This window comes from Clostridium sp. CM036 (assembly GCF_055081135.1).
Genome location: NZ_CM143652.1, coordinates 665,509 through 678,569, shown reverse-complemented (window position 1 = coordinate 678,569; position 13,061 = coordinate 665,509). Strand labels below are relative to the sequence as shown.

Sequence of the window (13,061 nt, the reverse complement as noted above, 5' to 3'; positions counted from 1 at the left end):
TATTAAAATGCTTCTATGCAATATTTTCTAATAATTTTCTTACCATCTTCACTTTTAAAATACTGAAAAAGATCCTTTAAACTGTCTTCTTTCTCTTTAGAATAATACATTTTTATTGGAATCCTTAGAAAGTAAAGTTCATTTTGCAAATTTGATTTAGTAATTTCAATACCATTTAATTTTAAAAATTTACTTTCTTTATTATACCACTGTCCAGGTATAAATCCTATAGAATTTTTATTCTGAGCAACAAAATTCTTCATCTCTTCTACACTTGATACATATTGAGTGCTATTACCCATTTGTTCTTTTACAGGAGTATCCATTATCCTTATGTTAAATCCCTGCTGGGCTGTATTTAACATATTTTTATATGCTACAGGTACTATTGTTTTTGATTCACCATTTAATTTTTCCCAGTTTACTATATTTCCAGTATATATTTTTTTTAATTCCTGAGTTCCCACACCATCCACTTTATTGCTAGCGTTAACAATAATCCCTATTCCATCACAAGCTAGCATGTCAGCTTCAATCTCCTTCTTATCTGGCTGAACATATCCAATTAAAACATCCCCTTCAGAATTATCTAATTTATTAAAAGCACTTTCTTTCTCAGCAGATTCCACAGTAACTGCATGCTCATTATTTAAATTATAATCACGTGCTAAATCATTTACCAAAGGAAAAACTGTGTCTTCACAAATTATTTTAATGCTTTTGGACTTTTTTTCTTTGAATTCTGCACCCTTTTTACACCCTGTACTTAGCATTATCATACTAACGCAAAAAAATATAAAAAATTTTTTTAGTTTTTTTTTCTTCATAATCACAACTCCACTACAATATTTTAAATTTGTATTTATTGTAGTTTTTGTATTTTATCTAAAAACTATTCGTTTAAATTAATTTTTTCACCAGTAACTAGATAAATTGTCCATTCACATATGTTTGTTGTATGGTCAGCAATTCTTTCTAGCCACTTACAAATGAATATAAATTGAGTAGCTTGATTTACTGTATTTTGATCTTTAATCATTAATTGTAGTAGTTCTCTAAATACTTCCTTATATATAGTATCTACCTCATCATCCCTTTTGCAAACTGCATAAGCCTTTTTAACATCTCCTGCCACATAGGCATCCAAGGCATCTCTTATCATAAGCACTACTATTTCAGCCATTTTAGGTATACTTACTAGTTGCTTTACATACTTTTCATCTTTTAATCTTAATGTGATTTTAGCAACATCAACGGCATAATCAGCCATTCTCTCAAGGTCCGTTACTATTTTTGTCATAGTGAAAATATTTCTTAAATCTATTGCTAAAGGCTGCTGCATAGCGATTAATTTTATTGCTTTATCTTCTATTTCTCGCTCCATTTCATCAACTATGTCATCATTCTTCATTATTTTTTCAGCTTTTTCGGTGTTTTGAGTAACTAAGGCATCGATGCAGTCATAAATTTGTTTTTCTACTATGCTTCCCATTCTAATTAAATCATTATGAAGCTCTTGAAGATTCGCTTCAAATACTTTTCTTGCCATTAAATCACCTTCCTTATTATATTTTAGCCAAATCTTCCTGTAATATAATCCTCTGTTCTTTTATCTCGAGGTTTGTAAAAAATCTCCTCTGTTTTTCCATTCTCAATGATTTCTCCATTTAAGAAAAATGCTGTATAATCAGAAATCCTACCTGCTTGCTGCATATTATGCGTAACAATTATAACTGTATACTTTTTTTTGAGAACATCCATTAATTCTTCAACCTTTAAAGTTGAAATAGGGTCTAATGCTGAAGTTGGTTCATCCATCAGTAAAACCTCAGGTTCTACTGCCAAAGTTCTAGCTATGCATAAACGTTGCTGTTGTCCACCAGATAATCCTAGTGCACTCTTTTTAAGCCTATCTTTTACTTCATTCCAAAGTGCAGCTCCCTTTAAACTATTCTCTACAACTTCATCAAGTTGTTTCTTATTAGTTAGACCATGAATTCTTGGTCCATAAGCCACATTATCGTATATTGACATAGGGAAAGGATTAGGCTTTTGGAATACCATTCCTATTTTCTTTCTTAAATCTATAACATCATAATCTGGATTGTATATATTTTTATTTTCGTATAATACTTCTCCATCTATTTTAACAGAATCTATTAAATCATTCATTCTGTTTATAGTACGTAAAAATGTCGATTTACCACAACCTGATGGTCCTATAAGTGCAGTAACAGAATTTTTTTCTATATTAATGTTTACATTTTTCAGTGCTTGAACGTTGCCATAATATAGATTTAGATTCTTTGCTATAACAATTCCCATATTATACCCTCCTTATTTACTTCCTGTATGAGATTCATACAATTTTTTCCCAATTATCCTTGCAGATACATTAAATATAAGCACTGCAATTATTAAAACTGCTGAAGCTCCATTTGCTATCTTAGTAGCATCAGGTACCATCCCTTCAGAATTCAACTTCCATATATATACAGATAAGGTTTCAGCGGGCCTTAATAAACTATAAGCTGAAGCTTTACTAGTTAAACTTAAATTAGTAAAATTCAAAGTTGGTGCACTCATACCTGCAGTATATAGTAATGCCGCTGCTTCTCCAAATATTCTTCCCGCTGCCAGTATAACACCCGTTAGAATTTGAGGCATTGCAGATGGCAATATAACATTTTTAATAGTCTGCCATCTAGTTGCACCTAATCCTAAGCTTGCTTCTTTAACACCAGACGAAGCGGCTTTAATAGCATTTTCACTAACTCTAGTAAGTCCAGGTAAATTTATTATAGTTATAGCTAATGCTCCAGCAATAAGAGAATATCCCCATCCTGTCATATTAACAAACACTAAAAGTCCAAATAGACCAACTACTATAGACGGTAGAGATGCCATAGTCTCAATACTCAATCTAATAATATTTAATAGCTTGCCTTCTTTTGCGTACTCAGCTAAATATATTCCAGCCCCTACACCTAGTGGCACTGTGATTATAAGTGTTACTACAAGCAGATGTAACGAATTATATAATTGACGTCCAATCCCTCCACCGGCTTCACCAATTTGGGGTTCTCCAAATATAAATTTTAAATTTAATGATTGCCTTCCATTATATAGTATATATCCTATGAGGCTTACGAGTAAAAGAATTACTAAAGCAGAAATTATATATAAAACTATGGTTGCTATTTTATCTTTAACTTTAGAACTCATTATACCTCACCTCTTCTTCCAAGTTTTCTAATTATAAGTATAAATACAAAGGATATTATTAGTAATAATAATGCCATTGACCATAACGCATCATTCCAAGCTGTACCATAGATTGTATTTGCCATATCCATAGTAAGTATGCTTGTTAATGTAGATGTGGTTCCGAGTAACCCCTTAGGGAATGCTACTGAGTTTCCTATAACCATTTGCACTGCTAATGCTTCTCCAAATGCTCTTGAAACTCCGAGTACTATACCTGTTAATATTCCACTTTTAGATGCAGGAATAATCACCTTAATTATAGTTTGCCATCTAGTTGCTCCAAGTCCATAAGATGCCTCTATATAATCTTTGGGTATGGTTTTTATAGCATCAGACGCAATACTTGTGATTGTTGGCAAAATCATTACGCTTATAACTAATACTCCTGCGAGTAAACTAAAACCAATTCCTCCGAACCAAAGCTTAATAATAGGCACTAAAACACTTACACCTATCCAACCATAAACAACTGAAGGTATTCCCACAAATAACTCTATGGCAGGTTGAAGAACTTTTGTGCCAAGTTTTGGTGATACTACATTCATAAACACTGCTAAAGCTACCCCTATCGGTGCACTTACTAGCACTGCAAGGAAAGACACTGCTGAAGACCCAAGAATAAATATCAAAGTTCCAAATTGAGGAGATAAAGATTCTCCCCCCACCTCTGGATTCCACTCTCCAGAGAATATAAAATGAAATATTGAGTATCCGTGCTTTATAAAGGTATTTAATCCTTTAGTCGTTAGGAAAAATATGATTGAAAAAGTAAGAATAACTATAACAGCACCACAAAATGTTGCAAATCCACGTCCTAAATATTCATTCTTTAGTTTTAAAAATATTTTTTTCATAGCATTTTTTTTCATATCATTGTACCTCAAAAAAATTATTTTAACGATATTCCAGAAGGAAAGTCCCCCTACCTTCTATAATTGTGGACTTACTACCCTAACAAAAATGAAACTTCGGCGAGGTTATAAATCTCCTTCTGAAGTCGTTAATATTGTAGAACCGAAAGTGATAATTTAATGCAAAATAAGACCGGTTTTACCCAGCATTTAGAGAATATTAATCTCTTTTAGCCTTCATATCTGCCATTGGAATATACCCTAATTTTGTTATCCCTGCCTTCATTTCATCACTTACCATATAATCCAAGTATGCTTTTGTTATTCCTGTAGGTTCACCTTTGGTATACATATGTTCATATGCCCAAATTTTATATTTATCTGTGCTTATGTTCTCTGCATTTGCAGAAACACCATTAATTTTCAGTACGGTTAAACCCCCTTTATTAGCCTCATCAGCGAAGTATGATAATGCTAAGTAACTTATTGCCCCATCTGTTTGTTTAACTGCTTGTTTAACAGCTCCGCTCGAATCTTGAGTTAAACCAGCGACTTCTTCCTTTTTATCCAGACCAAATTCTTTAAATGTTACTCTAGTTCCTGAAGATTTTGGTCTATTTATAACAGTGATTTTCATGTCAGCTCCGCCAACTTCTTTCCAGTTTTTTATCTTACCTGTAAATATATCTATTAATTGAGCCTTTGTTAAAGATTCAACTTTAGATTTTTGATTTGTTACTGCTGCAATTCCTATAACACATACCTTATTGTCTTTTAATTTAGTTGCGTCAATTCCTTCTTTATCTTTTGCATAAATATCTGAATTTCCTATTTCTACACTACCTTCTAATACTAATTTAAGTCCAGTACCACTACCGCCACCTTGAACATTTACAGTTGCTCCTGGGTTTTTATCTAAAAAACTCTTAGCACCTAATTCAGCTAAAGGCTGAAGTGATGTTGATCCTGCTGCTGTTATTGTACCTGATAACTCATTTTTTTTAGTCTCAGTTTTAGGTGCAGTTTTACTTGAACAACCCGTGGAAATTCCTGCTGTCATTGCAACTGCTAGTGCAGCGACCATTAATTTTAAGTTTTTTCTTTTCATTGATAATTCCCCCGTTCATTTATTTAGATTGTTTTATTAGCTACTCATTACACTTATAATATTATACCCCGAAAGTTAACTTTGTATTAAGGCAAAGTTAACTAAAGTTTAGCTAATGTTAATTAAACTTTACAATGATAAAAATAAAGCTATCACGTTAATAACGCGATAGCTTTATTTTTATTTAGCGTACGGAATTTCAACTATAAATTTACTGCCTGATCCTAGCTGACTTTCCACATATATTTTTCCATTTAATTTAAGTACTATATGCTTAACAATAGCAAGTCCTAATCCAGTGCCACCTTTTGATCTTAAACGAGCCTTATCCACTCTGTAAAATCTCTCAAATATACGTGGAATTTGTTCTTTGTCTATTCCAACCCCAGTGTCCTTAACCCATAGCATGCATCTATCATCCTTGCTCTCCATTCCAATGCAAACACTATCTCCAGTTTCTGAGTAGTTTATTGCATTATCTACTAAGTTAATTAACATTTGTTTAAACCTATCAGCGTCACCTATCACTTCTTTTACATTTCGCTGATCAACCTTTAACTTGATTCCTTTTAATTCTGCTATGTTTTTCATTAAGTTGTAGACATTTTCTACAATTTTATTAATATTAATTTTTTCATTTTTAACTTCCTTTTGTTGTTCTATATGTGAAAGTGTTAAAATATCTGTACTTAATCTAGTTAATCTTTCAGCTTCTTCATTGATTATATTTAAAAATTTTTCCTTTGTGTCAGCATCATCAACATATTTTAGAGTTTCTGCAAACCCTTTAATAGAGGTTAAAGGCGTTTTAAGCTCATGAGAAACATTAGCAACAAATTGTGTTCTCATATTTTCCAATTTTTTCACTTCTGTAATATCTTGAACAACTGCCACAGTGCCTATATGTTCGCTTCTGTTAATTATATCTGTAGTTTTTATTCTAAGTTCTCTTTCTTGTGGCCAAACTATCTTTATTTCCTTATAATCATTATCACTTTGGTGGAAGATATTTTCTAATTCAAAATCCCTTATATTATCCAGAAGATTCTGCCCTATAATATCTTTAGTGATTCCAAATGTTTTTTTAGCATATGGATTAATCATTATCACTTTATTTTTTCTATCTACAGCAATGACTCCACTATCCATACTTTGCAAAATAGCCTCAAGCCTGTTTTGCTTATCGGTAACTTCATTCAATGTAGACTCTAGTTTATCCGCCATCTCATTAAAATTCTTAGCTAGTTGTCCTATTTCACCATCTGATAATACTCTAGCTCTTCTATGAAATTCGCCCTTACTAATTCTTGAAGTAATAAAAATCAAGTCGGTAATTGGTTTTACTATAATATATGATAGTTTTAGAGAAAACCAAATTGACATTATTGCTGAAAAAATTATGGCTAAGATGTAAAGCTTAAAATATTTACTGCCTAATCCATTTACAATTTCAAGAGGCATAGAACTTCTAATAATAAACCCATCACCAAAAGTGGTTGCAAAATACATCATATTCCGATCAGTAGATTTACTATATCTCACTGTAAATCCACTGCCGCTTTTTCTTGCGTCTTTTATTTCTTGCCTATCATTATGATCATCCATAGTTTCCCCGCTTATATTTGAATCATAAATAACTTTACCATTTTTATCAACATAGGTAACTCTTAGCTGCGAACTTTCTAAGTTCTCCATAAAAAATTTCTGAGGGTCTCTTAAATTATTACTTTGCAATAATCTAATAATCATATTGTTATTAATTTGAAGCTTCCCTTTTAGATTTTGCTGATATTCATAATTAAAAATAGACGTGAATAATGCAGTTACTACCACAAATATAAAAATCACAGTGCTTAACAAATATATAAGTAATTTTTTTTTCATAATTACTCTCCAAAATTAAATCTATATCCTATGCCCCTAATAGTCTGGATATACATTGGATTTTTATCATCTTCTTCAATTTTTTGCCTTAAATGTCTTATGTGAACGTCAACAGTTCTTGTTTCTCCTAAGTATTCATAACCCCATATTTTATCTAATAAAAAGTCTCTAGTCATAACTCTTCCTTTATTCTTTATCAAAATTTCCAATAGTTCGAATTCCTTTAATGTCAAATCAATTTTGATTTCACCTTTAATAACCTCGTGCTTACCAAAATCAATAGTCAAATTTCCAACACTAAAAGACTTTTCAGCTACTTGCATATTGGTTCTTCTAAGCATGGCTTTGATTCTTGCTACTAGCTCCCTTACTGAGAATGGCTTTGTAATATAATCGTCTGCCCCTAACTCTAGCCCTATTATTTTATCTATTTCTTCTGCTTTTGCTGTTATCATTATTATTGACATATTTGACATAGATGAATCTTTTCTAATTTCCTTACAAACATCTAGGCCATCCATTCCAGGTAACATTAAATCTAGTAACATCAATTGCGGCAATTGTTCTTTAGCAAGTTTTATAGCATCTATACCATTATTAGCACACATAACTTTATAACCATTCTTCTCCAAATTAAATTTAATTAACTCTTGTATATGTTCCTCATCATCAACCACTAATATTTTTTCTTCAGCCATGTTAATCCCTCCATATTTCAGCGTTAGTTTATTGTTTTAAATAAACAATAATACATTTTCTTTTGTTTATTATTACTAGCCTTAATATTACTCTAAATATCCTCACTAGTAAACTGTTCTATTACTTACCTGATAGTTTCATATCATCAGCCTCTAATATATTTAGCTGCTACGTCATAATTTTCTCGTAGTTTTTCAAAAAAAAAATTATAAAAAAAATGCCTAAGGGCATTTTCATTCCTTAGACATTAATTTCCTTATCTCTTCCATGAATGTATTAATATCTTTGAATTGCCTATAAACTGAAGCAAACCTCACATAAGATACCTCATCTACATTTTTTAATATGCTCATAATGATTTCTCCTATATAATCTGATTTCACTTCTGTAAGCATTTCATTGTTTAACTGTTTTTCTACTTCATCACAAATAGCTTCTATTTGTTTTCTTGACACCGGCCTCTTTTGGCATGCCTTCATAAGGCCATTTAATATTTTCGTTCTGTCAAAATATTCTCTATTAGAATCCTTCTTTATTACTAAAATAGGTACATCTTCCACTTTTTCATATGTAGTATATCTCTTAAAACAACTTAGGCACTCTCTTCTTCTTCTAGTTGCAATATTCTCATCTGTTGATCTAGAATCAACTACTTTACTTTCTTCACAGCTGCAATATGGACATTTCAATGGCCTTCACGTCCTTTTCATAGTATAGTTAGCAAATATACTAACATTATACACTTTTTCCTATTCGTTTTCTATATTTACATCACTACCATCTACAAGAATAACATCTACCCCAATTTTCTTTACTTTTTCCCAAGGTATCTCAACACTATTATTTTTATTGAACCAAGATGACTTTTGGGTTGGCATTAGGATTGAAATAATTCTATAGTCTTCACAATCAACTTTTAAATCTTTGATATATCCCATTTTTGAGCCTGAACTTATATCTATAATTTCCATCTGTCTTAAATTATTTATTGCAAACATTAAACTTTCCATTTTGTTCACCCCCAATAAGTTTTCATAAACCCTTTTTTTAAACCAGCTAGTCACTACTCTAGTCTATTTTTAGAGGCCTAGCACTTTATATTATTTATATTCATAAGTTATTAAAAATATTATTTATAATTAGAACATTTCTTTATTTGTTTCATTTTGCTTAATATTTAATCTTCAAATAATAACTTTTAAAATCGGTTTCTAAAATAAAATTATAAAAAGGGTCCTACTTTGAACTGCCCCCTGTCAAGTAGACAGTGGAAATAATTAAAGATTTTATGTAAGGCGTCTATTATTTGGTAGGCGCTTTATTTATGCTGCATTACCTAATAGATATCGCTGATATTCCATTGGTGTCATGCACTTTAAACGTTTTTGATAACGTCTATTATTATAATATTCTATATAGTCTTCAATCGATTTCTTTAAGCTTTCATAGTCTTCAAATTTATGAAGATAATACATTTCTGTTTTTAAGATTCCCCAAAATCCTTCCATTGGACCATTATCAATACAATGCCCAACCCTCGACATGCTCTGTATCATTCCAGCTTTTTTTAGTTTTTCTTTAAATATTTTTGAAGTATACTGGAAACCTCGGTCACTATGAAATATTGGTTTAGCATCAGGGTATACTTTAACAGCAAGATTAAAGGTTTGATAAACCAATTGGTTATTATTAGAATGACCAATGACATATGAAACAATACTTCTATCACCTAAATCAAATATTGCACTTAGATAAGCCTTTTGTCCACTTCTCCCATATTTAAACTCGGTTACATCTGTAAGCCATTTTTTATTGACTTGTTCTGCTTTAAAATTTCTATCCAAAATATTTTCTGCAGTAACTTCAGGAGTTGACTTAATATAATTATATCTTTTTTTTCTGCATACGGATTTTAATCCTAATATCTGCATCAGACGATAAATTCGTTTATAATTAACTTTTTTATTATATTCTCTACGGATTTTAATCGTCATCTGGCGATAGCCTAAGATACCGTCTTTTTCCTCATATAACTCACAAATAAGCTTTAATAATTCTTCGTTTTTCAATACTCGGTTACTTTTTTCTCTGTGTAGCCATTTATAATATGCAGAATGGCTAACGCCGCCTATAATGCACAACTCAGTTATAGGAAATTTATCTTTGTTAGATAATTCTTGGATTGCAAGATAAGTATCTTCGTATCTAGCTTCGCTTAATATCGCCTTCTTTCTATCTCTTGGATTTTTTTTAGAAGAGCATTCTCCATCCGTAATCTTCTATTTTGTGCTTCTAAAAGCTTGTATTGAGCTTTTAGCTTTTCATCTTCTGTCATTAACTCTTCAGCCTTTGGCTTTCCACGTCGGTCCAAAAGCCCTTCAATACCAAACTGATTATACTTCTTCATCCAGGTATAAATCTGAGGATAAGATACCTTATATTTTTCAACAGTTTTATTATAACTGTTATTGTTTTCAATACAGTACTTTATGATTTCAATGCGTTCAATATAAGAAGTTTTGCGTCCTTTGGTCATGATTATTTTTCCTCCTGTTCCAGAAGATTTTATGTTTTCATGACCATTATACTTCTTTATCCAATTGCATAAAACTGTATTTGACGAAATATGATACTTAATGCATAAATCATTCAGTGAGCCATGCCCATCAAGATATTCTTTTACAATGTTAATCTTGATTTTGGCAGTATAAGAAGTATTTTTGCTAGAATGTTTTAACCCAGCTTCACCTTCTGATTTATATCGTATTACCCATTTTTGAAAAGAACTCTTATGTACTTGAAGTTTGTTGCATAAACTTAACATACTAGCTTTTCCATTTAAATATGATGTTACAGCCTTAATTTTTTGTTGGTCTGATATAGTTGATTTTCTTCCCATAAAAAAATAGCCCTCCTTATAGTAAACAGTTTTATTATTTTAACTGTCTACCATGAACTGCTCCCCTTTTATTGGACAAAGTATTATAATTGTTTATATAAGGGGTGATTTTTTTTGAAAGTAAAATACACACTTGAAAAGCGTTTAGAAATACTTGATGAATGGAAGAAAGCTAATAATGGCTCACGCAATGCTCTAGCAAGAAAATATGATGTCGCTCCCCAAACAATACGAGGATGGGAAAAAATTCAGGAGTTACATGGCGACGATGCACTTATACCTCGTAATGGAAAACGGAATAAATATACAGGTGACTTTCGAATAAAGGTTGCAGAAGAATTAATAAATAGTGGTCTTTCAAAACATGAGATATGTTCTAAATATAATCTTAATGAATCTTTAGTTCTTAGATGGAAAAAACTCTATATTGAAAATGGCAAAGAATTTTTAGCTATAGATCATCGTGGCCGAAAAAAAGGAGAACCTATAAAGAATATAATCAGCACTTGTAAAAACTTAAAACTAAGCGATTTACAAACAAAAACGGAGAAGGCTCTTTACAATGAAAACGAGCGTCTTCGTGCGGAGCTAGATTACACAAAAAAATTGAATGCCTTAATTCAATCCAGGCAAACACCAAAGAAAAGGTAACAGTAATCTATGAATTAAGGCATAAATACACAATCACGCTGCTTTTAGATATAGCACAAATTCCACACAGTGTTTACTATTATTATATAAAACGAATGAACAGACTAGATAAGTATAAAAAAATAAAGCAAAAGATTATAGAACTCTTTGATAAAAATAAAAAAACATATGGTTACAGACGTATTACAGCGGAGTTACACAAACTCGGATATATAATTAATCATAAGACGGTACTAAAATTAATGAATTCTCTGGGACTGTTTTGTTGTGTAAGAATGAAGAAATATAACTCTTATAAGGGTGATGTTGGGAAAATCGCACCTAACATATTAAACAGGAATTTTAAAGCGGACAAACCTAATCAGAAATGGGTAACGGATATCAGTGAAATTTCATTTTGTGGGCAAAAAACATACGTATCAGTAATTCTGGATTTATATAATCGTGAAATTATTAGTTATGATCTTAATGACCATGCAAATATGATGCAAATTAATCATACATTGGAAGAGGCTTTTAGAAAAATACCCGATAACACGAGACTTATTTTGCATTCGGATCAGGGATGGCAATATCAACAAAAATCATATCGAAATAAATTAATAGCAAAAGGAATTCAACAAAGTATGTCACGTAAAGCAACCTGTCATGATAATGCAGTAGTAGAAAACTTTTTTAGTATTTTAAAAACTGAGCTATTGTATATAAGGGAATTTACATCAATGGAAGAAATAAAGATGGAATTAATCGATTATATCAAATACTATAACAATGATCGAATCAAACAAAGTTTGAATTGGTTAAGTCCAGTTAATTATAGAAAATCAGTAGCGTAAAAGGACCAGCAGTTACATTAAACTACTAGTCCCATACATGAAATATTTTGTTCAAATATTTTGTTCAACTTTTAGGGTTCAATTCACCATAAGGGGAGCATATCACTTGCGGCCCCTATACCATTTTATTTATTTCTTTTTGTAATCTTTTTATTATTCTTTTTTCAAGCCTTGAGATATAAGATTGTGATATTCCAAGTATATCAGCCACTTCTTTTTGTGTTTTTTCTATGGTTCCATTTAAGCCAAATCTTAATTGAACAATTTCTTTTTCTCTTGAATTTAAACGTTGCATAGCAAGCCAAAGCAATTGTTTATCTACATCTTCTTCAATAATATTATAAACCACATCGTTGTCCGTTCCAATAATGTCTGAGAGCAGCAATTCATTACCGTCCCAATCAACATTTAGAGGCTCATAAAGAGAAATTTCTGTTTTAATTTTACTATTTCGCCTAAGATACATTAAAATTTCATTCTCTATACATCTTGAAGCATATGTAGCTAGCTTAATGTTCTTTTCAGGATCAAAAGTATTAACTGCTTTTATAAGCCCTATGGTTCCTACAGAAATTAAATCTTCAACATTTAAGCCTGTATTCTCAAACTTCCTTGCTATATATACTACCAGTCTTAAATTTCTTTCAATTAAGGTAGCTCTCACCTGCTTATCACCTGTATCTAATTTAACTACTAACTCATACTCTTCATCCTTAGTTAAAGGAGGTGGCAATGCATCGTTCCCTCCTATATAAAACAAATTGTTTGAAAATATTTTGAATTTAGCAAATAACTTGTTTAACATCACTTTAAAATTGAACATAATTTCCTCCCCATCTATATTATTAGCACATAGCGATCATTTC

15 protein-coding genes are annotated in these 13,061 nt (G+C 31.1%); 2 read left to right on the top strand and 13 right to left on the bottom strand.

Going from position 1 to position 13,061, the window contains the following annotated elements; translation table 11 throughout:
• Positions 1–2 precede the first annotated feature (2 nt).
• The 12 genes from ACWJKE_RS03190 to ACWJKE_RS03135 all read right to left on the bottom strand — a co-directional run bounded on the left by ACWJKE_RS03190 (position 3) and on the right by ACWJKE_RS03135 (position 10,708).
• Positions 3–827: a substrate-binding domain-containing protein gene (locus ACWJKE_RS03190; protein WP_462959148.1), complete on the bottom strand. Its 825-nt coding sequence runs from the start codon at positions 825–827 to the stop codon at positions 3–5.
• A 65-nt stretch (positions 828–892) separates the two neighbouring features.
• A complete protein-coding gene (phoU, locus tag ACWJKE_RS03185; protein ID WP_165413526.1) occupies positions 893–1,549 on the bottom strand; it encodes a phosphate signaling complex protein PhoU in 657 nt (218 codons plus the stop codon).
• A 23-nt stretch (positions 1,550–1,572) separates the two neighbouring features.
• Entirely contained in the window at positions 1,573–2,325 is a 753-nt protein-coding gene (gene pstB, locus ACWJKE_RS03180; protein WP_165413525.1) for a phosphate ABC transporter ATP-binding protein PstB, read from the bottom strand.
• A gap of 12 nt (positions 2,326–2,337) precedes the next feature.
• Complete coding sequence (gene pstA, locus ACWJKE_RS03175; RefSeq protein WP_165413524.1) at positions 2,338–3,225, bottom strand: phosphate ABC transporter permease PstA; 888 nt, start codon at positions 3,223–3,225, stop codon at positions 2,338–2,340.
• Complete coding sequence (gene pstC / locus ACWJKE_RS03170) at positions 3,225–4,136, bottom strand: phosphate ABC transporter permease subunit PstC (protein ID WP_220286571.1); 912 nt, start codon at positions 4,134–4,136, stop codon at positions 3,225–3,227. The genes pstA and pstC overlap by 1 nt, the downstream gene beginning before the upstream one ends.
• 202 nt (positions 4,137–4,338) lie before the next feature.
• A complete protein-coding gene (locus ACWJKE_RS03165) occupies positions 4,339–5,226 on the bottom strand; it encodes a phosphate ABC transporter substrate-binding protein (protein ID WP_462959147.1) in 888 nt (295 codons plus the stop codon).
• A 180-nt stretch (positions 5,227–5,406) separates the two neighbouring features.
• Positions 5,407–7,110, bottom strand: a complete 1,704-nt coding sequence (pnpS, locus tag ACWJKE_RS03160) for a two-component system histidine kinase PnpS (protein ID WP_165412724.1) — start codon at positions 7,108–7,110, stop codon at positions 5,407–5,409.
• 2 nt (positions 7,111–7,112) lie between these two features.
• Complete coding sequence (locus ACWJKE_RS03155) at positions 7,113–7,808, bottom strand: response regulator (RefSeq protein WP_165412725.1); 696 nt, start codon at positions 7,806–7,808, stop codon at positions 7,113–7,115.
• A 234-nt stretch (positions 7,809–8,042) separates the two neighbouring features.
• Positions 8,043–8,498 carry a transcriptional regulator NrdR gene (nrdR, locus tag ACWJKE_RS03150; protein ID WP_165412726.1) on the bottom strand — a complete coding sequence of 152 codons (456 nt, stop codon included), beginning with the start codon at positions 8,496–8,498 and terminating at the stop codon, positions 8,043–8,045.
• A gap of 60 nt (positions 8,499–8,558) precedes the next feature.
• On the bottom strand, positions 8,559–8,819 hold the full coding sequence (locus ACWJKE_RS03145; protein ID WP_165412727.1) for a YlmC/YmxH family sporulation protein: 261 nt from the start codon (positions 8,817–8,819) through the stop codon (positions 8,559–8,561).
• Positions 8,820–9,131: 312 nt separating this feature from the next.
• Positions 9,132–9,950: an IS3 family transposase gene (locus ACWJKE_RS03140; RefSeq protein WP_253198320.1), complete on the bottom strand. Its 819-nt coding sequence runs from the start codon at positions 9,948–9,950 to the stop codon at positions 9,132–9,134.
• A gap of 74 nt (positions 9,951–10,024) precedes the next feature.
• Positions 10,025–10,708, bottom strand: a complete 684-nt coding sequence (locus ACWJKE_RS03135; RefSeq protein ID WP_258280590.1) for a helix-turn-helix domain-containing protein — start codon at positions 10,706–10,708, stop codon at positions 10,025–10,027.
• A 114-nt stretch (positions 10,709–10,822) separates the two neighbouring features.
• On the opposite strand from ACWJKE_RS03135, the gene ACWJKE_RS03130 reads away from it, so the two are divergent.
• Positions 10,823–11,359, top strand: coding sequence for a transposase (locus ACWJKE_RS03130; RefSeq protein ID WP_462958831.1), 537 nt, complete (start codon positions 10,823–10,825; stop codon positions 11,357–11,359).
• Positions 11,314–12,195 (top strand): IS3 family transposase, encoded by an 882-nt coding sequence (locus ACWJKE_RS03125; protein WP_462959350.1) that lies wholly within the window; start codon positions 11,314–11,316, stop codon positions 12,193–12,195. The genes ACWJKE_RS03130 and ACWJKE_RS03125 overlap by 46 nt, the downstream gene beginning before the upstream one ends.
• Before the next feature lie 115 nt (positions 12,196–12,310).
• On the opposite strand, the gene sigE is transcribed toward ACWJKE_RS03125, so the two are convergent.
• Complete coding sequence (gene sigE / locus ACWJKE_RS03120) at positions 12,311–13,018, bottom strand: RNA polymerase sporulation sigma factor SigE (RefSeq protein ID WP_165412728.1); 708 nt, start codon at positions 13,016–13,018, stop codon at positions 12,311–12,313.
• Between the last annotated feature and the right edge of the window lie 43 nt (positions 13,019–13,061).